Annotated in this window: 29 protein-coding genes; 10 read left to right on the forward strand and 19 right to left on the reverse strand. The window is 58.9% G+C overall.

The window, feature by feature from the left end; all coding sequences use genetic code 11:
• Positions 1 to 280 precede the first annotated feature (280 nt).
• On the reverse strand, positions 281 to 637 hold the full coding sequence (locus tag DXY03_RS01340; protein WP_115008799.1) for a hypothetical protein: 357 nt from the start codon (positions 635 to 637) through the stop codon (positions 281 to 283).
• Between the two features lie 114 nt (positions 638 to 751).
• Between DXY03_RS01340 and DXY03_RS12435 the strand changes: the two genes are divergently transcribed.
• Together DXY03_RS12435 and DXY03_RS01345 are read left to right on the forward strand one after the other, a co-directional pair.
• Positions 752 to 994 (forward strand): hypothetical protein, encoded by a 243-nt coding sequence (locus tag DXY03_RS12435; protein WP_206749711.1) that lies wholly within the window; start codon positions 752 to 754, stop codon positions 992 to 994.
• A 140-nt stretch (positions 995 to 1134) separates the two neighbouring features.
• Positions 1135 to 1473, forward strand: a complete 339-nt coding sequence (locus DXY03_RS01345; RefSeq protein ID WP_136987610.1) for a hypothetical protein — start codon at positions 1135 to 1137, stop codon at positions 1471 to 1473.
• 2 nt (positions 1474 to 1475) lie between these two features.
• Here DXY03_RS01345 and DXY03_RS11995 read toward each other — a convergent pair whose 3' ends face one another.
• Positions 1476 to 1622: a hypothetical protein gene (locus DXY03_RS11995; RefSeq protein ID WP_170951910.1), complete on the reverse strand. Its 147-nt coding sequence runs from the start codon at positions 1620 to 1622 to the stop codon at positions 1476 to 1478.
• 113 nt (positions 1623 to 1735) lie between these two features.
• Here DXY03_RS11995 and DXY03_RS01350 point away from each other — a divergent pair, with 113 nt between their 5' ends.
• Positions 1736 to 2053: a DUF3303 domain-containing protein gene (locus DXY03_RS01350; RefSeq protein WP_011364204.1), complete on the forward strand. Its 318-nt coding sequence runs from the start codon at positions 1736 to 1738 to the stop codon at positions 2051 to 2053.
• Between the two features lie 757 nt (positions 2054 to 2810).
• Here DXY03_RS01350 and DXY03_RS01360 read toward each other — a convergent pair.
• Together DXY03_RS01360 and DXY03_RS01375 are read right to left on the reverse strand one after the other, a co-directional pair.
• Positions 2811 to 3161 (reverse strand): hypothetical protein, encoded by a 351-nt coding sequence (locus DXY03_RS01360; protein WP_244272185.1) that lies wholly within the window; start codon positions 3159 to 3161, stop codon positions 2811 to 2813.
• A gap of 1929 nt (positions 3162 to 5090) precedes the next feature.
• Positions 5091 to 5192: a DUF4278 domain-containing protein gene (locus tag DXY03_RS01375; protein WP_115008803.1), complete on the reverse strand. Its 102-nt coding sequence runs from the start codon at positions 5190 to 5192 to the stop codon at positions 5091 to 5093.
• Between the two features lie 1189 nt (positions 5193 to 6381).
• On the opposite strand from DXY03_RS01375, the gene DXY03_RS12535 reads away from it, so the two are divergent.
• Positions 6382 to 6627, forward strand: a complete 246-nt coding sequence (locus DXY03_RS12535; protein ID WP_115008804.1) for a hypothetical protein — start codon at positions 6382 to 6384, stop codon at positions 6625 to 6627.
• A gap of 94 nt (positions 6628 to 6721) precedes the next feature.
• Here DXY03_RS12535 and DXY03_RS12670 read toward each other — a convergent pair whose 3' ends face one another.
• Complete coding sequence (locus DXY03_RS12670; RefSeq protein WP_256377224.1) at positions 6722 to 6856, reverse strand: hypothetical protein; 135 nt, start codon at positions 6854 to 6856, stop codon at positions 6722 to 6724.
• 593 nt (positions 6857 to 7449) lie between these two features.
• On the opposite strand from DXY03_RS12670, the gene DXY03_RS01390 reads away from it, so the two are divergent.
• Positions 7450 to 7935 carry a hypothetical protein gene (locus tag DXY03_RS01390; protein ID WP_115008805.1) on the forward strand — a complete coding sequence of 162 codons (486 nt, stop codon included), beginning with the start codon at positions 7450 to 7452 and terminating at the stop codon, positions 7933 to 7935.
• A gap of 106 nt (positions 7936 to 8041) precedes the next feature.
• Here DXY03_RS01390 and DXY03_RS01400 read toward each other — a convergent pair whose 3' ends face one another.
• The 3 genes from DXY03_RS01400 to DXY03_RS01405 all read right to left on the reverse strand — a co-directional run bounded on the left by DXY03_RS01400 (position 8042) and on the right by DXY03_RS01405 (position 9846).
• Positions 8042 to 8245 (reverse strand): hypothetical protein, encoded by a 204-nt coding sequence (locus DXY03_RS01400; RefSeq protein ID WP_115008806.1) that lies wholly within the window; start codon positions 8243 to 8245, stop codon positions 8042 to 8044.
• A gap of 3 nt (positions 8246 to 8248) precedes the next feature.
• Positions 8249 to 8482: a hypothetical protein gene (locus DXY03_RS11780; RefSeq protein WP_136987611.1), complete on the reverse strand. Its 234-nt coding sequence runs from the start codon at positions 8480 to 8482 to the stop codon at positions 8249 to 8251.
• Between the two features lie 83 nt (positions 8483 to 8565).
• Positions 8566 to 9846 carry a tyrosine-type recombinase/integrase gene (locus DXY03_RS01405; protein ID WP_136987612.1) on the reverse strand — a complete coding sequence of 427 codons (1281 nt, stop codon included), beginning with the start codon at positions 9844 to 9846 and terminating at the stop codon, positions 8566 to 8568.
• Between the two features lie 388 nt (positions 9847 to 10234).
• Here DXY03_RS01405 and DXY03_RS01410 point away from each other — a divergent pair, with 388 nt between their 5' ends.
• Positions 10235 to 10417, forward strand: coding sequence for a hypothetical protein (locus DXY03_RS01410; protein WP_115008808.1), 183 nt, complete (start codon positions 10235 to 10237; stop codon positions 10415 to 10417).
• Between the two features lie 361 nt (positions 10418 to 10778).
• On the opposite strand, the gene DXY03_RS01415 is transcribed toward DXY03_RS01410, so the two are convergent.
• The 5 genes from DXY03_RS01415 to gloB all read right to left on the reverse strand — a co-directional run bounded on the left by DXY03_RS01415 (position 10779) and on the right by gloB (position 13000).
• Entirely contained in the window at positions 10779 to 11021 is a 243-nt protein-coding gene (locus DXY03_RS01415; RefSeq protein ID WP_115008809.1) for a hypothetical protein, read from the reverse strand.
• A gap of 51 nt (positions 11022 to 11072) precedes the next feature.
• Positions 11073 to 11246 carry a hypothetical protein gene (locus DXY03_RS12000; RefSeq protein WP_170951930.1) on the reverse strand — a complete coding sequence of 58 codons (174 nt, stop codon included), beginning with the start codon at positions 11244 to 11246 and terminating at the stop codon, positions 11073 to 11075.
• Between the two features lie 274 nt (positions 11247 to 11520).
• Positions 11521 to 11748 carry a DUF3136 domain-containing protein gene (locus DXY03_RS01420; RefSeq protein ID WP_006850228.1) on the reverse strand — a complete coding sequence of 76 codons (228 nt, stop codon included), beginning with the start codon at positions 11746 to 11748 and terminating at the stop codon, positions 11521 to 11523.
• Positions 11749 to 11793: 45 nt separating this feature from the next.
• The gene (locus DXY03_RS01425; protein WP_115009239.1) at positions 11794 to 12186 is read right to left on the reverse strand and encodes a RidA family protein; all 393 of its coding nucleotides are present in this window, start codon (positions 12184 to 12186) and stop codon (positions 11794 to 11796) included.
• 64 nt (positions 12187 to 12250) lie between these two features.
• Positions 12251 to 13000: a hydroxyacylglutathione hydrolase gene (gloB, locus tag DXY03_RS01430; protein WP_115008810.1), complete on the reverse strand. Its 750-nt coding sequence runs from the start codon at positions 12998 to 13000 to the stop codon at positions 12251 to 12253.
• A gap of 40 nt (positions 13001 to 13040) precedes the next feature.
• Here gloB and hisG point away from each other — a divergent pair, with 40 nt between their 5' ends.
• The 3 genes from hisG to DXY03_RS01445 are packed head-to-tail and all read left to right on the forward strand — an operon-like array spanning position 13041 to position 15969.
• On the forward strand, positions 13041 to 13691 hold the full coding sequence (gene hisG, locus DXY03_RS01435) for an ATP phosphoribosyltransferase (RefSeq protein ID WP_115008811.1): 651 nt from the start codon (positions 13041 to 13043) through the stop codon (positions 13689 to 13691).
• Entirely contained in the window at positions 13691 to 15469 is a 1779-nt protein-coding gene (locus tag DXY03_RS01440; protein ID WP_115008812.1) for an ABC transporter ATP-binding protein, read from the forward strand. Before hisG ends, DXY03_RS01440 begins: the two co-directional genes overlap by 1 nt.
• A gap of 14 nt (positions 15470 to 15483) precedes the next feature.
• Positions 15484 to 15969 (forward strand): GNAT family N-acetyltransferase, encoded by a 486-nt coding sequence (locus tag DXY03_RS01445; RefSeq protein WP_115009240.1) that lies wholly within the window; start codon positions 15484 to 15486, stop codon positions 15967 to 15969.
• A 9-nt stretch (positions 15970 to 15978) separates the two neighbouring features.
• Here the strand turns inward: DXY03_RS01445 and DXY03_RS01450 are convergent, their stop codons facing one another.
• Genes DXY03_RS01450 through DXY03_RS01460 form a run of 3 tightly spaced genes read right to left on the reverse strand, consistent with a single transcriptional unit; the run spans position 15979 to position 18426 of the window.
• The gene (locus DXY03_RS01450) at positions 15979 to 16668 is read right to left on the reverse strand and encodes a TIGR04283 family arsenosugar biosynthesis glycosyltransferase (protein ID WP_115008813.1); all 690 of its coding nucleotides are present in this window, start codon (positions 16666 to 16668) and stop codon (positions 15979 to 15981) included.
• Positions 16656 to 17297, reverse strand: coding sequence for a TIGR04282 family arsenosugar biosynthesis glycosyltransferase (locus DXY03_RS01455; RefSeq protein WP_115008814.1), 642 nt, complete (start codon positions 17295 to 17297; stop codon positions 16656 to 16658). Before DXY03_RS01455 ends, DXY03_RS01450 begins: the two co-directional genes overlap by 13 nt.
• A 1-nt stretch (position 17298) precedes the next feature.
• A complete protein-coding gene (locus DXY03_RS01460; protein WP_244272284.1) occupies positions 17299 to 18426 on the reverse strand; it encodes a trypsin-like peptidase domain-containing protein in 1128 nt (375 codons plus the stop codon).
• Positions 18427 to 18509: 83 nt separating this feature from the next.
• On the opposite strand from DXY03_RS01460, the gene dnaA reads away from it, so the two are divergent.
• Entirely contained in the window at positions 18510 to 19907 is a 1398-nt protein-coding gene (dnaA, locus tag DXY03_RS01465; RefSeq protein WP_115009241.1) for a chromosomal replication initiator protein DnaA, read from the forward strand.
• Here dnaA and DXY03_RS01470 read toward each other — a convergent pair whose 3' ends face one another.
• Genes DXY03_RS01470 through DXY03_RS01480 form a run of 3 tightly spaced genes read right to left on the reverse strand, consistent with a single transcriptional unit; the run spans position 19908 to position 22052 of the window.
• Positions 19908 to 20576 carry a ParB-like protein gene (locus DXY03_RS01470; protein ID WP_115008816.1) on the reverse strand — a complete coding sequence of 223 codons (669 nt, stop codon included), beginning with the start codon at positions 20574 to 20576 and terminating at the stop codon, positions 19908 to 19910.
• Positions 20577 to 20599: 23 nt separating this feature from the next.
• On the reverse strand, positions 20600 to 21832 hold the full coding sequence (locus DXY03_RS01475) for a glutathione S-transferase family protein (protein ID WP_115008817.1): 1233 nt from the start codon (positions 21830 to 21832) through the stop codon (positions 20600 to 20602).
• Positions 21807 to 22052 (reverse strand): hypothetical protein, encoded by a 246-nt coding sequence (locus DXY03_RS01480; protein WP_115008818.1) that lies wholly within the window; start codon positions 22050 to 22052, stop codon positions 21807 to 21809. The genes DXY03_RS01475 and DXY03_RS01480 overlap by 26 nt, the downstream gene beginning before the upstream one ends.
• Positions 22053 to 22112: the final 60 nt, after the last annotated feature.

The raw sequence follows: 22112 nt of genomic DNA on the forward strand, positions 1-22112 counted from the left end.
TAGCCAGGCGGCGGGTAGTGCTTGCAGAGCTGTTTGGCCGTGAAGCTCGACCCATTCATCTTGATCTCGTACCAGCCTTCACTGGACTGGATGCTGCATCCATATCTGATGCCTGCCATCGCCCCGCGGTGATTGCACGGAGGGGGGGTGGTCCCGAAAGCTGCATCTCGCCATTGCAGGCGCTCCAGCAAAAAACAGGGACAGCAACGCGACAAATGCCGACCGAGCCATCTGAGCAAATCAACTCGATCTCTCCAGCCTGCTACCTGACGGGCCGCCACTACCTCCGGTATTGGTGGTGCGGCGTGCGCCGGTTGTGCACCCCGATGCCCAACATCGCGCTCAGCTCACGAGCAGCGGCAACAGCGGCACCGATGTTGTTCGATTCCATCCCGCGGGCCATGCACTCCTGCAGGTTGTGGATCAAAACCGTGGCCATTTGAGGGTTCTCTACGTTCGTTGCCTCAAGGTCCTTGTGGACTAGATCCATTGCCTTGCCTGCGATCCGCCGGGCCGTACGTCTGCTGACCCCCTCGAATTCGGCCAGCCTGGCCACAACGTGGCTGACGGAGTGCCCCTGCAGGATCCATCCGGCTGCCTTACGGATGCGGATCTTGTTTTCGGTCTGAGTGGTCATGGCTATCTAAGAAGTAGTGAGTAACTGGCGATGAAGAGCAGATGGCTTGCTGCGGTTGTACTTCTGTTGTCCACTTCACTTTTCCCGCGGCCAATAAACGCTCAATACGTAGATATGAGCGTCTACATCACTGGAACCAGTGGTGCTGACAAATGGGTTTATTTGTCTGGAACCAGCGGTGCTGACAAATGGGTCTATGTGGCGGGTGAGTGCAGTCGTCGAGGGGACACATGGGTTTACCTCTCAGGAACTTCTGGTGCTGATGAATGGTGGTACGTAACGAATTCGCCCAGCAGTGCCGACTTGACGATCTGCTTGTCTGGCGATCTTCAGGAATGGTTTGAACAATCGCGTTGACATCACAGCAACCCCGCTGAGATGAAGTGCTCCTCGACTACCGACAGCTCTGCGTCGCCTGATCTCATGCTTCGTGGTCATGGCTACACCTGGATGGAAACGACTAATTGGTGATGAAGGGACTGGCTCCATTGGCCTTGGTGGCCTCGATCGGACTCTCTTCTGCTGCTCATGCAGGCCCGGCGCGCATGTTGATCATTCCGAGATCCGATACCAATCCGATTGCAGTTCTGGACTTCGACTCGCTTGAAGACTGCGAAGCGACCGCAGATCACGTCGCTCAAATCAGAACGCCCAATGCTTCGACACTTGGCCTTCCCGGCGCTTGGAAAGCCAACTTCAAATACGGCGGCTCGTATAGGCAGGAGCCACGAGTGGCGATGCTGTGTCTCCCTTCGGTGAATGAAATCCCAGCTGTTGCTGATGGATTGAAGGCCAAGGACTTCTACAGGGATCTGTACGGAGAGAAGAAGGACTGACATCACAGCAACCCCGCTGAGATGAAGTGCTCCTCGACCAGGGAAAGCTCTGCGTCGTCGAGGTCCTCGGCCATATCAGCGACAACACCGGCAACGATGGCTCTGGTGATGCGGAACCATTGTGTTGGTGTGCCGCCCAAAAGATCCATTCGCAGCGATGCAGGACCCGATCGCGTATCTCTTTTGTCACGACGCGAGCACCTGATGAGTTGAGAGCAACGGTGGTGGCTACGACGTGGCTGTCTTCTTGTTTTGGCTTGTCATGCAGATGTATCTCGCAGATTGCGTTTTTCCTGAGATTGAAGGCCAACTGGCTGCCTACAAGAGCTTCTGTGAGCTGTGGGATTCAGGCGAAATGGCAAAGCTGGATAACTTTGATGGCTTTGAAATGTTGTTCCGCGTGCACGCTCCTGGCGCAGGCCGAGTGACGATCCTCTTCAAAGCTGAAAGTGATGCTCAAATCTTTGAGCACTTCGCACCATGGCGTGCTCAGTTCGGCATTGAAATGGACTTCACTCCTGTTATCGGCTGTCAGGACGTGGTTGATTACCACAAGAAGCTCTTCGCCAAAATGTCCTGATCTTTTGAAAGGACAATGAACTTAGGGTCGGCGTCAGGCTGGCCCTTTTTCTATGTCGTACTTCCGAGTCAGGACAAGCTTTCTGCCCGTTCCGCTGCAGTAGCTGCAGACGTGCATGTAGCCGTCATATCTGCTCTTCTTGTAACCACTACCTCCGCAGTGCTTGCACCTGTGACTTGTGATCTTGGTGTTGAACAGAGGCAGCGCCATTTGTAGTGCTGTTACTTCTGATGTCATGTCTTATTTACAACGACAACTCACCACTAGCTCTGGTCAATCAGTCATTTCAATAGACATAGACTTAGTAATAACTATCAGTGTCAACAGTGCAGCTTATTGATGACGACTCCCCGAAGGTGCCTAACCCTGCGGATGACTCATTGAGCAGTCCTCAGTCACGGCGCTATTGGCGCGAACAGGGTCCTTTTGAGCCAAATCAACGTGGGTCATCCGAAGGCGCATTGATCCTCTAGACATTGGTTGTCAAAACATTGGACATTTAGAGACATCGGGAGACAGAGCAATGCAACTCATGAGTGTGAGTGCCGCTGCCAGGCACCTTGGGTATAAAAGTCGTTCACAGCTGTACAAGCTGATGAATGACGGCTGGCTGGATGCACATGTGCACATTCAGATGCCCAGTGGGCAGCGTTTGCTTGACGTTGATGGGTTGCAGAAGACTCTGCAGGGCTTATGCCAGTGGCGAGTAGACAGCGTTTTCCTTAGGCGTTAACGATCAAGCTGCAGGGGTTTAGGACTATTTCTGCTCTTCTTCTAAGCGTTGACGATGCAGTGGAAGAGCCCCCCAGATGAAAGCTTCTTTTTTACTGATTGTGCCTTGGTTGGCGCATTCAATCTCAGCAGCATTCTTGTCTGCCCAAGTAATACTTTCCAAGTCTTCAAGCTTGGTGTATTCGCAGTAGCAGTGTGCTGTAGCCAGATCTTCCATTAATTCTGCAGCCTCTCCCCACATGGTCATTTGGATGTCCATACAGGATTGGTGAAACTCTGAATACTTTGCGAGTGTCTCTGATTTATCAGTAGAAAGTTCTGGCTTTTCCTCTTTGTCATACCAACCCCCATCAAAGGCAATGGCTGGATCTGCCAAGACCAGTGAGATCAAGAGTAGTAGTAGTCGTTTCATGCCTTCATTTGTTGTTTCGGCATCTGCACCTGACGCTTGCTGCGTGATTCCTGGTGATTGCCGCTCGCCCTCTCATAGACCTTATGACCCGGCTTTCCTTCGGAGTTCATCGAGATCAACCTGTTGAGGCGGAAGCTTGTAGGAGCGTGCATAAGACCTTCTAACGATCCTCCTCAGCAGCAGGAAGGTCATTGCCATCAACAGCAGTAGAAGAGCTTCCACGACAACAGTGTGGCGCTAAATGTGGTAACCCTGATCAGGCAGATGGCGCTGTCAGCATCACTCATGCGATGAGGGGCCTGCCGTGACGAACGATCGAGGTCACTTCGTTAGTGGTCGCGTCAACCACCATGTAAGTGCACATCAGCGCCTTCGACTTTGTGCGGGCACACAGGTAAGCCCTGAATTCCGTTTGGAAGTAGAGCTCCTTGACCCAACGGTCGGGAGCTTCTTGCTTGACGACGTTGTACACAGTTTTTGCCTGGACCCTTGCTCTAGCAATGCCTTTGATGCGCTAGCCCAAACCACGGAATTTCCGCTGTTTAGGCACCAGCACTTATCCAACGAGTCGGTCATCTTCAGCCAGGATCGCTTTCCCTTTTGAAATCCTCAGCACCTCACCGGAGCTGCCTGGACTTTCGTAGATGACTCGATAGAGCCCGAAGAAGTTCAGCGATTTGGTGCGGGCATTGCTGAAGGCTTGGAACTCAGTCTTAAAGCACTGTTCCTGAACCCAAAAGTCGGTGCCGACGTTTCGCTCAACGCAAAACATGCTTTGTATCAACGTGGATACAGAGCTTGGTGAGTCTGCGTCCGTTTGCAAGCAATTTCAACGGGAGCTTTGGATTCCCGTTGTAGCTTTAAACAGCTGAGGCTTTGCCCTTCTCGATGACAGCAACCACGTCGTTAGTTGCCTGATGGACAACTCTGTAGTTGCAGCCTTTAACCTTCGACATCGTTCTTGCTCGGACAAAAGCTCTTAGCTCTGTCTTGAAGCACAGGTCCTGAATCCAACGATCGGGACCTTCTTCACGATGGATGCAATACACGGCAAAGTTGGTTTACTTAACTTCGTGCTAACACAGCCCGGACATGTCCGACAACATCAGGACACTATTGACCGTTTCGCTGAAAGCCCTGCGGTGGCCGTTATCAACGCCTCTACAGAAAAAGAAAAAGCCGCTCCTACAAGCGATACTTAAGGGGACGCTTCTAAGTAGCCAGACGGGAGTTCAGTCCACGAGTTCAGTGTCTTTGCGGACAAACCAGTCGTTCTCATCCGCGAATCTCTTTTCGATGCGGCGACGAGTCTCAACAACGTGTCGGCGTTGTGCCCACAATTCGCTAACGAACTTTGCGAGTCGTTCGCGTTGATCCCCAGGCTGGATTGGCGCCGATGGATCCTGCTCCGTTGTTTCTGGATATCCAGAGGTCATTTAGATCGGGATGGTTGAACTCAACCCTTAGCCAGATTTTTGGTTGGAGGCCATTTCCCAAAAAGAAACCCCGGAGGTGTCTCCGAGGTCGCTAATCCTTTCGGTTGATCCCCATCACCCGACCGGACTGGACAAAACTAGCCTCGTTGGACTCAGAAGTGCCAACAAATCCATATTCCGGACATAGTGCGGTGAAGTTCTGTACCGACTCTTAAGACACCAAATGTGGGGCTAGGCAGTGGCTAAGAGCTGGGCCATATTGTCAGTTCCCCCATCACCTGGCCCGATGTGCACGTCACAGCGGGTTTTTTTATGGCTTGAAGCACTAGTAGTAGTGCTTGCGAGGCATTTCGAGGCTCGAGGCTGCAGGCAGGGGGCCACTTGGTTTGTGGATAACGCGAGGCAAAAAGAAGCCCCCGCCGAAGGCAGGGGCTGGGATCTTCTGATTAAGCCTTGATCACTTGGCGTAAGAAACGCCGCGGTAGGTCAGAGCAGGCTTAGCGGAAGCGCCAGCCACTTTCTGCTGGTCGTACTTCTGGCCGCGATAGGTCAGGGTCATTTGAGGTTCCTCAGAAATCCAGGTCCCCGTTCCTTGGCCTGGTGATCTGCGCCTCGCAGAAGCGAGGTGAACGTTGTTGGTAGCGGTTGCTACAGCCCATTAATAGGGGAGGCGTCAACCCCTTTGTCGTTCGGGCGGATACACAGCGAGTTTTTGGTTGAAGCTCCGCTCCATGCATTCACCTCCCCTACCTATGTCGTGATGTCTTGCCCGTGGCGTTGGATCAGGTGAAGCCAACCGTTATCGACGTTTGAGTGCAAATGTCGTCGCCTACACCGCAATCCTTGTCCAATGTCGAGATATTGATTCCACGCGGCTGGGTCAGGCAGACCACTACGCGAGAACCACATATCAAGCCAGTTCAATGAGCCGAAGAGGAATCCACCCGCTGCTGATGGGTTTGGACAAACCGAAGCCCAAGCCACATTCCAAAAAACAGACAGATCTGAGTGGTTACGAGTCAGCCCAGAGAAAAAGGTTTCTGCGGGCTGAAATAGAAGAGGAAAAGCTGGCTGCGGCAGCCGGGCGCCGACATCTCCTCAAGCTGGAACGGCAAGTTGCATGATCGACGCCTGATGGCTTTTGGGCACGGGCTGGTAGGCGTCTCGTCGGTGGTCCGCGATACCACTGAACAGAGGTTCACGGAAGATTTTCTGGAAACTAAAACCTGTCCGAAAAGTCGCTGCAAAGTCCGGCGATAGCTCCCATATTTGGTGTCCAAGACCACCACTGCGTGACACCAGAGATTCGTCTTGGCAGCACCGGGAGAGCGACCTGGTAGCTGGCAGAAATAGCTCCCTTGGCACGAGCGATTGCCATGGGGAGTTTTCTGCGCTCTTCAAATCTCTGAAAAGAGTTAGTGCATTTGCAACAAGCGCCTGTATAGCGGCGAACTTGTTTAAGCGGATACCGCATCGCTCGGGGCGAACATGTTTCTCCTCGCGGTTCCGTAGTCCCGCATCTTTGATTCGGTAACGGCTGTTGGAAGTCAGCCCCACCGATAGAGGGGGCTGACGTCACGCAATTAGCCTGTTTCGGGAGCCCAGCCCATTACCTTGTGCCACGTCGTCTCGACTGTGGCGGTGGGTCAGGGGGTAGCCCCCTTGAGCAGCTCTCTGATTCAGCCACTGACCACTTGGAGCTCCCTCTGCAGGCATGGCTATAAAAAGGTTGCTCAGATGATCTGGACATGAAAGAAGCTCTCTTCGCACTGCTTGTAATCGCTTCAGCAACCCCTTCAGCGTGGGCTCAAAAGGAGATCCCTAAGGCTTCAGGTCATGACCAATGTCCTCTGGGTTACCTGAACACCCTCGACACGAATTGCGTCTCTCCCATTTATTACGAGGTAGCACCTACGAACGGCAAAGCTTGCAAGTCGGGCTGGATGAATATTGGCGCTGGCTATTGCAAGAAGAAAACACTAGGGATCTTTTGATTGGATCAACTTTGTTTTCTACGAAAGTAGCGGTTCAGATCTTAGAAGCTATATGCATTACAAGGTCAGCATTAACCCCGTGGATGGCGCCTGATTAGCTGGTTTCCCAAGTCACAATGACCGCCATGGCGGCGAAGAAAAGGAACGTCAACCAGTTCCCGCCAGCTGCGGTTACAAACATTGCCGCAATGAGCACCGCGCTGATAGCGACCTTTAAGCGGTCGTCCATACAAAGCTGATTTCTTTTCTCAGTCTGGCGTCAGTCGCTTCGGGAGACCAGCCCACTTCCTTCTGCCACGTCGGTTCCCACAGCTTGCACTTCTTCTTCAGGTGTTGGACCTGCCGCAATGGGGGGCACCACCTTGGACGGAGCTGCAGTGGATGACGCTACGCAACGTGATTGAGCTGGCTGAGGACAGTTAACACCTGCGTCGCGCTTTGGCTTTGAAGGCTCACCTGCAATGCAAGAAACCTTGCCTATTTCCCCATGTCAGTTAGGAATTGCTCCGGCACTGACGAATTGCAACGTTGGTGAGCCAAGGACTTGTAGGCGCTCTTCTCAACTCTGTTCAAGGATCTCCACTTCTCTTGGTCCAACCACTCTCTTAGAGCTGTATCGACACAGTTTTTGTAACCTTCATCTGGAACAAATCTCTCCCAAGCGCTAACAGGGTTTGCCGAGACCAGCAGAGGGGTGAGCAGCAGCATTAGCCGTTTCATTACACAAGGCTCGGTATGCCACCTAGTCTGGCTTAGAACTGGGGTATACCCAACAAGGACCGCAGCTTCCACGAGGCGCCAGAAAAGGCTGGTGGTGAACGGGTGCTGTACTCCGAGCAGCAGCGTTGCTTGTCAATTCCTTTTCTGCGTCTTTTAAAAGCAGTTGCGTTATTCATGCTGCTACCAACGTCGGCTTCTGCTGCCGACCTCAATGATCTGTATCGCGCCCTTCTACGCCATGGCTTCTCCATCGAGGAGCGACAGCCACCAGGTAAAGCCTATGGGCGATTTATTCCTTCTGAAAGACGACTTGAGATCTCCCCCTTAGTTCGTGAGCTGGGCATTGCAAGATCGGTATTTCTTCATGAGGCTGTCCATGCCGCTCAGAGTTGCCCCAATGGCGATCTCTCGTTAATCGGTGTTCAACGCAGAGTTGACCCAGTGGTCAACAGTCGGATCCAATATTTACTCCGTACGCATTACAAGCCCATCAACTTTGCTTTGGAGCAGGAAGCCTTTGTGATCCAAGGCCAACCAGATGCAGAAGAGATCATTATCACAGCTCTTAGCAATCGCTGTGTTCCCTAATCGACTGAGATAGAGAAAGGTAGGGCTACTGCGGTACAACGCTGTTGAGGCTTGGCAGGCGATGCAGAAGACGGGCTGGAGACGCTGCCCCCCGCCAGTGCGCTGATCAGATCAGGTCGTAGGCCCTCAATACCTGAACGCGAATGCCCCCAAGCTTTTGCCATGACTGCAGCGCATCATTTTTGGACTGAAAAGGAAGCCAATCGTCTTCTTTTATGCGGCGCAGGATATGAGCCGCGACTCTCTGTGCCACGACCGCGTCGCTTTTAAAGCGAACGCTGATGGGGCGCCCATTAATCTCCAGCTCCATCAATCAAAGAGAAGTGCAGCAAGTGAAAATCGAAAAGGTCTCACCAGTTCTATCTCCTTCGCTGATAACTTCTTCGCCTATTTTCATACAGCCAGGCTTGCGAGATAAAGCCCTCTCGGTCTTTGCTACATTTTTGATCTGCACGTCGCTTAAATAGGTGTCCTTGCAGATTGCTGGGTATTTGATGTCACCAGAAACTCCCAGAATTAATGCTGTAGCTGCAATTAAGGTCGACATGTAAATGCGTGAATTAGCCTGAAATTCTCTTGAATCCTAGACTTTTGAGGTAACTGCTTATACCTATCGCTCCAATTAGCTGACTACTGCTGTTGCTGCATCTGCTGCTGACGCTGGGTCGGTGACGCGGTGAGCTTGGCGTTGGCGGCACCAAAGGCAACATCGAGGCCAGCCTCATCAGTCCATTGGCCGTAGTGCTTCATGTGGGTGCGCAAATCGTGGCCCATTGATGCGGCGAGCTGTCTGAGAGGTATGCCGGCTAGGGCTCCTCGGTAGGCGTAGCCGTGCCGCAGGCTGTACGGGGAGAGCCCAGGGTTGGCCTTCACCAGCGCAGCCCAATAGGGATGGCGATCGAGGTATTGCCTGAAGGTGTGCCCGCAGGTTTTGAAGTCTTGGGCGTTCAGGATCCCAACCGGCAGCTTGACCAGCCCGCTGCTGAGTTGAGCCAGAGCCTGACCTGATGCACCTGCGAGTTCTGAAATCTCCAGTGGATAGGCAACGCGATCGGGTTTAGGAGCCTTTGCTGTAGCCCGGTTGCGTTTGACGTTGCCGATTTTGAGCTTGCCGTCCTCCACGCGCATTGCTTTGAGTTCGGCTGGTCGTAGACCGAACAGGCCCACCAAGGTGACGGCGAGGCGTAGCTCCGGCTTCTCGTAAAGGCTGTCGATCAGCCCGAATAGCTGTTCTGGTTTGACCGGGACTTTGTCTTCTTTCCTCGTCTCCGACAGGCCGATGAGGTCTTGGAGGTCGGCGCCCTCAATAGGAAGCCAGCTTTGTTCTGCGCCGCATTTGGTCACCGCGAAGCGCAGGAAGCGTGAAACATCAAGAAGCGCACGCTTGCGTCCGACGCCACCAAGCTTGAGGTCTGCCAGGTGCTGGCTGGTGTAGTTCCGCATGACACCGGGACCATCATTTGCTGCCTCGCGTCCTTTGGCGTTGATCAGCTCGATGGTGCGTTCGATGCGACGGCGTTCCTCGCGGTCATATGTTGCAGCTTTGACCTGTCCTGTGCCGACGCGGCTGGCTTCGTATCGCTTGACCACCTCGGGCCAGTTGGTGCCGCCGGAGTTCTCATCTTCTGCAGCACTGCTGATCAGCGAGTGGGCCGCATAGAGCCCTAGCCCCAGGTCAGCCATTTTTCGCTTCAGCTCACCGATGAGGACGAGCACCTCAGTGCTGCTGCTGGGAGCAAAACGAATCTTGGTGGTGATGGTGGGGCGCTTGCCTTCCCTGGCGTTGCCTGCCTCACGACGCTGGATTTTGAAAAAGCCAGAACGTTCCTCCAACACCCAGCCAGGTCCGTAGGTGCGCTTGATGGTGCCCCGCAGGTCCTTGAGCCAAGGAGCTGTTTTGACCATGAGCACCTGCTTGCCAGTCAGGTGCTCAGTATGCCGCGGGTTGGTGTGATTTCTAGGTGTGATTTCTGCCTTTACTTGCAATGGCTTGCTGGTGCAGGTCAAGCTTGCATTCCTTGAAACCCCTGTTTTGCAATGGCCTTTGCTTGTCTAGGACTTGGTTTTTGGCGAAGGGCTTAGACGCAGTGCATGCAGGGGGTCAGGAGTTCGAGTCTCCTTGGCTCCATTCAAGAGAAGCCCAGCCTTTGGTTGGTTTTTTTGTTGCCAATGCGCGGCGATGATCCCGCTCGATGCCCCGTGTTGGTACAAAAAGATGAAGTGGTGCAAGCTCTGGGCGCCCACCTGGCCAAAGGAGCTCGGCTGGGCATCTGAGGTTGGTTGAGGGCAGGATGGATGGATGGGCAAGAAATCCAAGAAGTCAAAGAAGGCGAAGCAGACCTGCTCTGTCCTGCTGTGGCATAAGACGTTTATCAAGCGGATCAGACAACGCTTTGGTCTGAGCAAATACCAAATGCTGTGGATCACCTTCGGCAAAGGTCTGCTGATCGGCTACGTCCTGGCATTCCTGGTTCATCGCTGAATGGACTCCACCCAGAAGCTCGTGGAGAAATTGGTTGAGAGGCGGATGCGGGTCACTGGAGAGTCGCAGGCGGTAGCCACTGCCAACGTGATGGCAGCTTTCGAGAAGCTGAGGAAAGACAAGGAGTAGCCAGACCCGCTGCAAGCTTTGGGCTCCAGAAGCGAGCTAGATCGGGCTGCACCGTGGCGGCATAAGAAAGCCGGGTGCTGTTTCCAATCGCAACCCGGCTGACGCATTCACCTTGCTGTAGCTGGACTTGCCCCGTCCCGTAGAACTTCAGTTATGGCTCAACTGTTCAGCCCGATACATGAGCTGACTCGCGCATTGACTCAGGGCACCGGCGGCACCGTGGGGTGGCTGATCAAAATCCGCGGCCGTCACGCTCTCGCATTTCAAGGCGGAGTTGCTGGTAACGAAGCAAGGCCCGCTCTTCATCCAGCTGAGGAAAGAGCAAACGGGCCTCGTCCAGGCTCGGCGGCTCCAAGAGCCAGTCATCAGAGCGATCCGGGGCCACTTGCTCAGGCTTGCGTTCCCACAGCTGTCGTCCTGGCGCGACCCAGCCAAACCAGCGACGAAAACGATCGAACAGCTCGAGTGGGTGCATCAAGTCACCCTAAGGAGATCACGAATCCAGGCGTTGGGATGTCTGCATGGCTTACGGCTTCGGGCGATCAGAAACAACAGACTCGTTCTGGGGCATCAGGCTCTGCGGTTGCCGCTGCCTGGGATCCTCCCCATTGCGCCAGGGGGTGAACATCAGGAAATTTCCGGCCACCAGCCCAGCCGTCACGATCACTGCGGCAATCTGCTCGAGCTGTTCGATCTCCATCCCTGCATTGTCCCGCGTACTCCCAGCAGGGGTGTCCCCTGCATCGTCGAGGGCTTGGGATTCAGCTCGCTCTGCAGTTCCAGGCAAAGGGCCGCTCCCAGCATCACCGTGACCACGCCCAGTCCCTGACTCAGCTTGAGTCGCCTTTTGGGCTTGCGAAAAATACAGCGGCTCATGCCAGGCCCTTGATTCTCAGCCTGATTTAACGCTTCTTTTCAGTTCAAATTGAAGCGTTGACCACGAGAACGCTGGAAAAACGCTGAGACAACTCGTCTCAATCCTCTTTTGGGTTCTCCAGGTCGCGGCGGATCAGTGCCAGCAGGTAGGAGGGCGATTTGTAGCGGGTGGGCAGGCAGCGGTTCAGCGTTTCCAGATGCCCCCAGCAGACAGTGCGCTCAATGTCTTGAACGGTTTTTCCCTGCTGGAGGAGACGCCGCAGCGCCTTGCAATACATCGGATATCCCGCCTCTAATTCACCGATGGTGAGTTTTGCCTGAGGCATAGGACCACTGAAGCCAGTTCCAACCTATGCCCCCGCGGGCCAGGCTCAGCTGCCGAGCCAGGCGACGCAGTCGATTTCCACCCGTGCTCCCTTGGGGAGGGCTGCCACCTGAACGCAGGCGCGCGCTGGGCTGACCCCCTCGCCGAACACCTCGGCATAGATGCCATTCACGGTTGCGAAATCGCCCAGGTCCGCCAGGAACACCGTGGTGCGCACCACCTGAGCCGGGGTGGCGCCAGCTTCTTTCAGCACTGCACAGAGGTTTTTCAGCACCTGATGTGTTTCCGCCGCCACATCACCGTTCCCCACCATCGCGCCGGTGGCTGGATCCAATGGAATCTGCCCGGAGCAATAGAGCCACTCGCCGGCCAGCACTGCCTGGTTGTAAGGCCCAACCGGTGCAGGGGCGTCTTGAGTGGTGATGGCCTTGGCGCTCATGGGTTGGTTCTCAACAGCAGTCATCACGATCATCGCCGTTGGTGATCCCCTGCTCCGCCATCGCTCATGCCGGCCGCCACTGGTCCTTGTGCTGGCGCAGCACGGCCAACTCCGCGGCTGAACCGGCCTGCATGAACAGGTTGGTGCGGCGTTCCATGGCGATGCTGCTGGGCAGGCTGAGTTCTCCTTGGGCACGGAGCCTCCGCACCTCCAGGTAGCGCTCAGCCAGAACGGCGTCGCTGGGGCGTTGCTCCACGGCCCATTGCAGGTTGGCCTCGGTGTACTCGTGGGCACAACAAACCCTTGTGGCCTCGGGCAGTTCCGCCAGTTTCTGCAGGGCCTGATGCATCTGTTCAGCGCTGCCTTCAAACAGTCGGCCACAGCCCCCGCTGAACAGGGTGTCCCCGCAGAACAACAGGGGCCCGATCTCGCCGCCCTCCGGGTTCGGGATGAAAAAGGCGATGTGGGCCCGGGTGTGGGCCGCTACATCCAGCACCTCCACCTCATGGGCAAGAACAGTGATCCGGTCCCCATCCCGCACCGGCATCGTTTGGAACGGAATCCGCTCCCGGTCCTCAGCGGAGGCAATCACCGCAGCCTGGGGCCAGCGTTTCAGCAATTCCGGTGTGCCGCCGATGTGGTCGGCGTGGTGATGGGTCTGCAGCACGGCGGCCAGGCGCAACTGCCGTTCATCCAGCCACTCGCGCACCGGCGGCGCCACGGCAGGGTCGATCACCGCGGCCTCCGCGCCCCTCACCCAGATCCAGATCACGTTGTCCTGGAGCACCGGCAGGGCATGAAGTGAGGAATGCATCGTTAAAGTCCTGCCTGGTTAACCGGTCAGCGCTGGACCCATGATCACCGTCGCGTTGGCCAAAGGAGCGCTGCTCAAAGATTCGGTGGCCCGCTTTGCGGCGGCTGGTCTTGATTTCTCCGCTGTTCTGGACAAGAACAACCGTCAGTTGATGGTGCCCACCCCTTGCGGGCGCGCCCGGGCCCTTCTGGTTCGCAACGGCGATGTGCCCACCTATGTGGCCTACGGCCAGGCTCAGCTGGGGGTGGTGGGTTACGACGTGCTCAAAGAGCATCAACTCCCCGTTGCTCAACTGGTGGACCTGGGCTTTGGCGGCTGCCGCATGGCCGTGGCGGTTCAGGAGAGAAGTGGTTACACCCGGGCCGCTGATCTGCCCGCCCACTGCCGCGTCGCCAGCAAATTCACCCACTGCGCCCGGGAATATTTCGATGCGCTCGACCTTCCCGTTGAGTTGGTTCACCTCAATGGCTCGGTGGAGCTGGGGCCCATCACGGGAATGTCGGAAGCGATTGTCGACCTGGTTGCCACCGGTCGCACCCTGCGTGAGAACGGCCTGATCGCCATTGAAGACCTGTTCCACTCCACAGCTCGACTGGTGGGGCACCCCCTGTCGGTTCGCCTCGATCACGGCCACTTGGCCTCCATCGTTGATGCGATCCGCGCAGCAACACCCGTCGGGAGCTCCAGCTGATGGGGGCCGTCGCCGACTGGCGCCGGGTCCGTCGTCTCGGTCGTTATCTCGTGCGGGATCGCCGGCGGCTGCTGGTGGCCCTGCTGCTGCTGCTGCCCTTGGCCTTTGCCGGAGCACTGCAACCCGTTCTGCTCGGTCAGGCCGTCAGCGTCCTGCGCGGAGAGCCCAGTCTTCCCTTCCTTTCGGGGATGAGCCTCTCTGCCTCGATCCGCGTGATCATCGGGCTCTACTTCGTTTCCGTGCTGCTGCGGCTCGGCCTGCAGGGGGTGCAGCAATTCAGCATCCTGGCCGTCGGACAACGGCTCACCGCCCGCATCCGCGACGACCTGTTTGAACATGCGTTGTCGCTGTCACTGCGGTTTCACGACCGCATGCCGGTGGGCAAGTTGCTCACACGGCTCACCAGCGATGTGGATGCCCTGGCTGAGGTGTTCGGCAGTGGTGCCGTGGGCGTGCTCAATGATCTGGTGAGCCTGCTGGTGCTGGCCTCAACGATGTTGTTCATCGAGTGGAGGCTGGGGCTGCTGCTGTTGTTCACGCAGGTGCCCGTCACCCTGGCCGTGCTTTGGCTGCAGCGCCGTTACCGCAAGGCCAATTACCGCGTGCGTGAAGAGCTTTCCCAGCTCAATGCCGATTTCCAGGAGAACCTCCAGGGCCTCGAGGTGGTTCAGATGTATGGCCGTGAAACGGTCAACAGCGCCCGCTTCCTGCGCACCGGCATGCACTACCGCAGCGCTGTGAACGGAACGATCTTTTTCGACAGCAGCATTTCAGCCTTCCTGGAATGGGTGGCTCTGGCCGCCATTGCCCTGGTTCTGGCCCTTGGCGGCTTGATGGTGACCAATGGCGCCATGGGTCTTGGCACCCTTACCACCTTCATCCTGGCCTCCCAACGCCTGTTTGATCCGCTGCGTCAGCTGGCGGAGCGTTTCACCCAGATCCAGGGTGGGCTCACGGCGGTCGAACGCATCGGCGAGTTGATGGAGGAGCCCCTCGAGATCGCTGAGGCCAAAGGGGTTCTCCCCCACGTCAGTGGCGGTGGCGGCGAGGTGATCTTCGAGAACGTGAGCTTTGCCTATCGGCCGGACGATCCCATCCTCCGCAACCTGTCCTTCCGCATCGCCCCCGGAGAACATGTCGCCCTGGTGGGCCCCACGGGGTCGGGCAAAAGCACGATCATCCGCCTGCTCTGCCGACTCTATGAACCCCAGCAGGGACGCATCCTTCTCGATGGACGGGACATCCGCACGATCCCGATGGCGGATCTCCGGCGTGAGCTGGGCGTCGTGCTTCAAGACACGTTCCTGTTCAGCGGCAATGTGGCCGACAACCTTCGGCTCAATGCGTCGGTGAGTGATCGAGAGCTGGCTCAGGTCTGTGCTGAGCTTGGTCTCAACGAGCTGTTGGCCAAGCTTCCCAACGGCCTGGAGACGGAGCTTCGCGAGCGGGGAGGCAACCTCTCTTCAGGCGAGCGTCAACTGCTGGCGGTGGCCCGGGTGGCGATCCGCAAGCCAACGGTGTTGGTGATGGATGAAGCCACCGCTTTCATGGACCCTTCAACGGAAGCGACGCTGCAGGCTGATCTCGATCGCCTGCTGCAAAAGCGCACCGCCATCGTCATTGCCCATCGCCTGGCCACGGTGGAAGCCTCGGACCGCATTCTTGTGCTGCGCCGCGGTGAACTGATCGAGCAGGGAACCCATCGCGAGCTCAGGGCCCGCGGCGGGCTCTACGCCCAGCTGGCTGATCTGCAGGAGCGGGGGTTGGCGCGACTGTGATCGCTCCTCTGCCCATGCCTGCTGATCCTCTGTTGGAGCAGTACGGCCAGGGGGCGCGTCTCTGCCCCTGCGCCAATGACCAGATCACCTTGGTGTTCAGCCAGGAGTACCCCTTCGATCTGGTGGAACTCGAGCAGTTGCTGGAAGCGGTGGGCTGGAGCCGCCGGCCGATTCGCCGGGTGCGCAAAGCCCTCAGCCACAGCCTGCTCAAAGTTGGCCTCTGGCGGCACGACCCACGGGTGCCCCGTCTGGTGGGATTTGCGCGCTGCACCGGGGATGGTGTTTTCGAAGCCACCGTCTGGGACGTGGCCGTCCATCCCCTGTACCAGGGCAATGGTCTGGGCAAGCAGATGATGGCTTACATCCTCGAGGCCCTGGATCAGATGGGAACCGAGCGGGTCAGCCTGTTCGCCGATCCGGGCGTCGTCAGCTTCTATCAGGGCCAGGGCTGGGATCTCGAGCCCCAGGGCCATCGCTGTGCCTTCTGGTACGCCAACTGATCGGACCCTTCAGCGCCGGTAGAGCCGCAACAGCTGCTCCGTTGATCGGCCCTGCCGCCACAGCCAGCGCAGCCGGGCATTGCGCCAGGCCTGCACCAGCACGCTTCGCTTCTGCCAGCGCTCTCCGCTGGTGAGCAGGGCACAGTTCAATGAACGCAGGGGAGCGACCTGGCTCAGGCGTTCCACCAGGTCCAGGTCTTCCATCAGCGCCAGGGGCCGGTAGCCGCCCACGCGCTCATACAGCTGGCGCTGAATCAACAGGCCCTGATCGCCGTAAGGGCGTTGCAGCCAACGGCTGCGCAGGTTCACCATCCGCTCCAGCAGCCACAGCATCGGCCGCCCATGCGCCTCCACCTTGAAGTCAAAGCACCAGGCGCTGAGTTGGCCCTCCGGGCTGCTCAGAATCTGCTCCACCTTGTGGTGCCAGGTGTCCGGCAGGCGGCTGTCGGCGTGCAGCACCAGCACCCAGGCATGGGAGCTGTGGCCAACGCCCCAGCGCAGCTGTGGACCCCGCCCGGCGGTGGGGCTGTCGAGCACGGTGGCGCCGGTCAGCTGAGCCACCGCCCGGGTGTGATCCCTGCTGCCGCCATCCGAGACGATCACCTCCAACTCCCCCGCCCATCGCTGCAGATCCGCCAGCAGCAGCGGCAGCCTGCTGGCTTCCTCCAGGGTTGGAATCACAACGCTCAGCCCTGCCATGGCCTCAGATCGCTCCAGTGATCCAGATCATTCCTTTGGGCCACGAGGGCCGATGAGAGCTGCCGCCTGCGCGCCGCTTCCAGCGTTGCCTCCAGCACGGTGGGGCCGCCCCAGGGAATGCCGATCAGCGGCCAGTGCTGCGGGCTGCGGATCAGGGATGCACCGATCCCCAGCAGCCAGTAGCCCCCATCTGAGGCTGGCCCCAGCACCAGGTCATGCTGCTCTAAGTGCTCAACGGCCTGCCTCAAATCATCGGGATTGAGTTCGGGCAGATCCGTGCCGATCACGAGGCAGGGTCTGTTGTGGCGATGGCCGTGCATCAATTGCCGTCGCAATCGGGTGCCGAGTTGCCCCCTCCCCTGCAGCCGCACTTGGCTCAGCCCCAGCTGTTGCCCCCAGCGATCGGCTGCCCGGGTGCCGAGTCCGCTCACCGCCAGCACCGGCTCGATCTCCATGGCGCCGGCGAGGTCCTGCACCACCGCAGCGGTGTGCTGCGTGAGCCGCCGTTGGATCCTTGTGGCGCGTTCGCTGCTGTTGGTCAGGCCCAGCTCATGGTTGAGATCGCGGCTCAAGCGGCGTTTGCATCGGCCCGGTGATGGCCAGCGGGCCATCACAACGATCTGCACCATCTCAGTTGTTGCGGGGCAGTTCCCGCGGGCGCACCTGCACGATCAGCTCTTTCCCATTGCGTTGAAGGGTGAGCTGCATCGGTTCCCCCACCTGGCCGCGGTCCACGGCGAGTTGTACTTCGGTGGGGGTTTGAACGGGGTTGTCTTCCACCTTGAGGATCAGATCGCACTGGCGGATGCCGGCCGCAGCGGCCGGAGTGCCTTTCACCACCTCCTTCACCAACACGCCATTCAGCTCGGGCACCGTGCAGGCGCTGTTGGTGGCGTTGATTTCCCGCGCCAGCTGCGGCGTGAGGTTCATCAGCTGCACGCCGATGAAGGGATGGGATGCCTGGCCGGTGCTGACGATCTGTTGCGCGATCCGCTTGGCCAGGTTGATCGGAACCGCAAAACTCAAGCCGCCACCTGGGGCCGTGCGGATCGCTGTGTTGATGCCGATCACCTGACCGGCGGCATTGATCAACGGGCCGCCGCTGTTGCCGGGGTTCACCGCTGCATCGGTCTGGATGTAGGGAACACGCTGGCCGTCACCGATCGCATTGAGGCGGCCGACGGCGCTGATGATGCCGGCCGTCACGGTGTTGTTCAGGCCGAAGGGATTGCCGATGGCAATGGCCCATTCCCCCGGCTTGAGCTGGTCGGAGTTGCCCAGGGCCGCCACCGGTAGGTTGTCGGCCACCACTTTCACCACCGCCACGTCGGTGAGGGGGTCGGTGCCGAGAACCTTGCCCTTGAAATTGCGTCCGTTCGGCAGGGTTACCGCCACCTGATCGGCACCACGCACCACGTGCTCATTGGTGAAGATCAGGCCGCTGGCCCGGGTGATGAAGCCGGAGCCCTGGCCCTGCTGCCGCTGGCTGGAGGGACCCATCCCAAAAATCCCTCCGAAGGGGTTGGAGATCTCCTTCACCACATCGATGCGCACCACCGCCGGACCGACGCGATCCACCGCCTTCACGATCACGTTGTCCCCCGGTTGCAGAGGCGCGCTGCGGGGCTGATCGTGCACCACCGGTGGCGCCGTCATCGCTGGCTTGGGGGTCAGACCCAGCTGGTCTCTCACCAGGCTGCAACCGGAGAGTGCGCTCCCGGCCAGGGCGATGGCGAGCCAATGCTGGGCGTTGGGCATCACGACGAGATGTGTGCTGATGCATTTAAGACGGCCTGAGCGGATCGGCATGCGTAGATTCAGCGCTCGGGCGATTGGCGGTTTTGGCGCAGACGGGCGAAGAGCTCTGGATCAAGGTGCGGGATGGGTTGCAGGCGAAGCTGAGCAAGCCCACCTTCGAGACCTTCATTCGCCCCACGGGTTGCAGCGGCTTTGCCAATGGAGAGCTGAAGCTTCTGGCCCCGAATCCCTTTGCCAGCGTTCGTCTGCGCGAGCAGCTGCTGCCCACGATCGCCGAGATGGCCAGCAGCATCAGCGGTCAGCCCGTCCAGGTGACGGTGCTGGCGGAAACCGCCTTGCCGCTGCCGGATGCCACCGATGAGGCCTCAGCCGCTGCAGATGCGGCGCCGCCTCCAGCGGCCCAGGAGTCGGCATCGGCTCCAGCGCGGAACGGCTCCCCACGCCGCTACCTCCCCGGGCTCAATCCCCGCTACGTGTTCGGCCGTTTTGTGGTCGGCCCCAACAGCCGGATGGCCCATGCGGCGGCTTTGGCTGTGGCCGAAGCACCGGGCCGGGAGTTCAACCCCCTGTTCATCTGCGGCGGTGTGGGCCTGGGCAAAACCCACCTGATGCAAGCCATTGGCCATTACCGGCTGGAAATCGACCCCGGGGCTCGGGTGGCCTATGTCTCCACCGAAACCTTCACCAATGACCTGATCCAGGCCATCCGCAAGGACGGCATGCAGGCCTTCCGCGATCGCTACCGCGCCGCCGATCTGATCCTGGTGGACGACATTCAATTCATCGAGGGCAAGGAGTACACCCAGGAGGAGTTCTTCCACACCTTCAATGCCCTGCACGAGGCAGGCCGTCAGGTGGTGATCGCCAGTGATCGTCCCCCCAGCCAGATTCCACGGTTGCAGCAGCGCCTGATCTCCCGGTTCCAGATGGGCCTGATCGCAGACATTCAGTCGCCTGACCTGGAGACACGCATGGCGATTCTTCAGAAGAAAGCGGAACAGGAGCGCATGTCGCTGCCCCGTGATCTGATCCAGTACATCGCCGGTCGCTTCACCTCGAACATCCGCGAGTTGGAAGGGGCCCTGACCCGGGCTGTGGCCTTCGCCTCCATCACAGGTCTGCCGATGACCGTGGAATCCGTGGCACCGATGCTCGACCCCACGGGGCAGGGGGTGAAGGTCACGCCGCAACAGGTGATCGACAAGGTGTCTGAAGTGTTTGATGTCACGGCCGAGGAGATGTGCAGCAGCACCCGTCGCCGCGCCGTGAGCCAGGCCCGTCAGGTGGGGATGTATCTCATGCGCCAGGGCACCGACCTCAGCCTGCCGAGGATCGGCGACAACTTCGGCGGAAAAGACCACACCACGGTGATGTACGCGATCGAGCAGGTGGAGAAAAAACTGGCCTCCGACCCCCAGCTCGCCGGTCAGGTGCAGAAGGTGAAGGATCTGCTGCAGATCGATTCCCGCAAGAAGCGCTGATCAGCGGCAGGTTTTCTTGTCACCTTTCCAGCCCGGCATGTCCTGTGCAGCGGCTGAGCACACCAGCTGGCGGGCTGCTGCGAGTGCCGGCTCCAGGCGCCTGGAGCTGAAGGGGGGCAGGGGCCGGCTGCGCAGCCAGGCACCCCAACGAAACTCGTGATACGGGATCAGGGGCTGAGGCTTGATCCACCCCTCCTGCTTCAGCTTCCACACGAGGCTCCTGTAGGGATCGTCGTCCAGTCCCAGCAGGCTCGTGGGCAGCTGCTCGGCCGGGCGCGGGCCGTTGCCTCGTCCGTCGTAGAGGTAGAGCCAGCCCTGGTTGTGAAGATAGGCCAGCACAGCGTTTCTGTCGGCTGTTGGCAGCTCCTCCACCACGTAACCCCAGGTGGTGGCACCTGGATCAATGCCGATCAGGCCTCGCAGCCGGTGGTGCCGGTCCAGCATCCACATGGCGCCATCGGCAGATCGGATCAAAGGGACCGGTTTGCCGCGCAGGTAGTCAAGACGCTGCTGACGGGTGTCCTGGGCGAAATCCTTCTCGCGCGACCAGATCTCCGCCAGTCCCACACACCACTGGGTCGGCTGCAGCTGTGCCGCTGACACCTCAATCAGATCGGATCCCCGATCGGGGGCTGGGATCGGTTGGTAAGTGGGCAGCCGCAGGGGCACGACTCAGCGTTGGCGCCCCCGCACTATGACCCAACTAAGAAGGGTCGGGGATCCTGATCAAAGCGATCCCTCACCGGCAAGGGCTTGGCCTGCTCAGGGCCATCCAGCTGGGCGGTGGCTTCAAGGGCTTGACGCAGCAGTCGAGCGGCCGGGAGCGGCATATCCCTTGGCACCGAAATGCGATCGCGCAGATAGCGCAGCCCGGCGGCACTCCCCGCTGGAGGCGGGCAGGGGGTGTTGCGAACCAACCGGGTGAGGGCACAGCGCAGGGGCTGGTCAAAGGCTGCAGCACCCATGGGGTTCACCTCGCGCAGCCGTTGCTGGTGACGCAGCACCCGGCTCAGGGCGATCACGGCCTGATCGGCTTGATGGTCCGCATCCCAGCAGGCTTCGTCCTCGCCGAGGCCATCACCTTGGTCGATCCGTTCGGCCAGGCGCTTCGCTTCCGCTCCATCGTCGGGCCAGCAGCCGCCCATCTGGGGCGGCAGGTCATGGGCATGGGTGTGGAAGTCGCTTTGGGTGCCGCGGTAGGTCTCCAGTTGCTCCAGGGCACGGAACCAGCGGTCAATGGCTGGATGCTCAGCCCTCAGCCGGTATCCCTTGTAGTAAGCCAGCGAGGCATTCATCCGTTCCACGTAGGGAACGAAGATCAGATCCACGGTCTGCGGCTCCGGGCCCCGCAGCCACGGTCCTTCCTCCCGGTTCAGCTCCCGTTCGAAGCGTCGGGCGATGTCTTGAAACTGCTCTCGGGCCAGAACCTGTTGCCTTGGACTCAGCCGTGGTGAACACAGCCAGATGCACCAGGCCTGAAACAGCAGCCGTTCAAGACGGCGCAGCTCCAGAGCTTCCGGCGCTGTCATCGCCATGCCCAGGGGGCCGAACTGCTGTTCGAGGGCCAGCAGGATGTCGTCGCTTTCGGTGATCAGCCGCCCGTTGAGCTCCAGGGCCGGCAACATCCCTGAGGGCACTTTCTCCAGAAACCACGGCTCCTTCTGGCCGTAGCAACGCATGGTGACTTTGCGGATCCGGTAGGGGATGCGCTTGAACTCCAGCCAGAGCCAGATTTTTTGGCAGTAGGGGCACCAGGCGTGGTGGTCGCGGTACAGCGTGACCATCACGTTGGATTCAGGCTGTCCGAACAGGCGCAACGTGGCCTGGGCACTGGTCGGCCCTTCAATCCGATTCGGTTCCGGCATCGCCAGGCTGGCCAGGCCCGACCAGCTCAGGGGTTCAGCTGATTCCGATGAAAGGGGCATGCAGGATCGGCTCAAGCGTTGCCCGTCCATAGGACTGCCAGTCGCCCAGTTCGTGCATCAGCGCCAGACAGTCCTGCTGGCGGCCCTGATCAGCCAACTGCTTCAGCCGCAGTTTCATGTCGTCGCTGGTGATCATCATCACGATCTCGCGGCGTTGCGATCGTTTGAGGCGCAGCTCAGGTTCAGGCGGCTGCCTGCGGCGCTTGGAAGAACGGTTCATGGTTTAAGGACGCGGTTGAAATACGACCGACTCGTCTTGGGCCTTTATGGCCCCCTTCCA

The sequence above is a fragment of the Synechococcus sp. N5 genome (assembly GCF_900473925.1).
Classification (GTDB): Bacteria; Cyanobacteriota; Cyanobacteriia; order PCC-6307; family Cyanobiaceae; genus Parasynechococcus.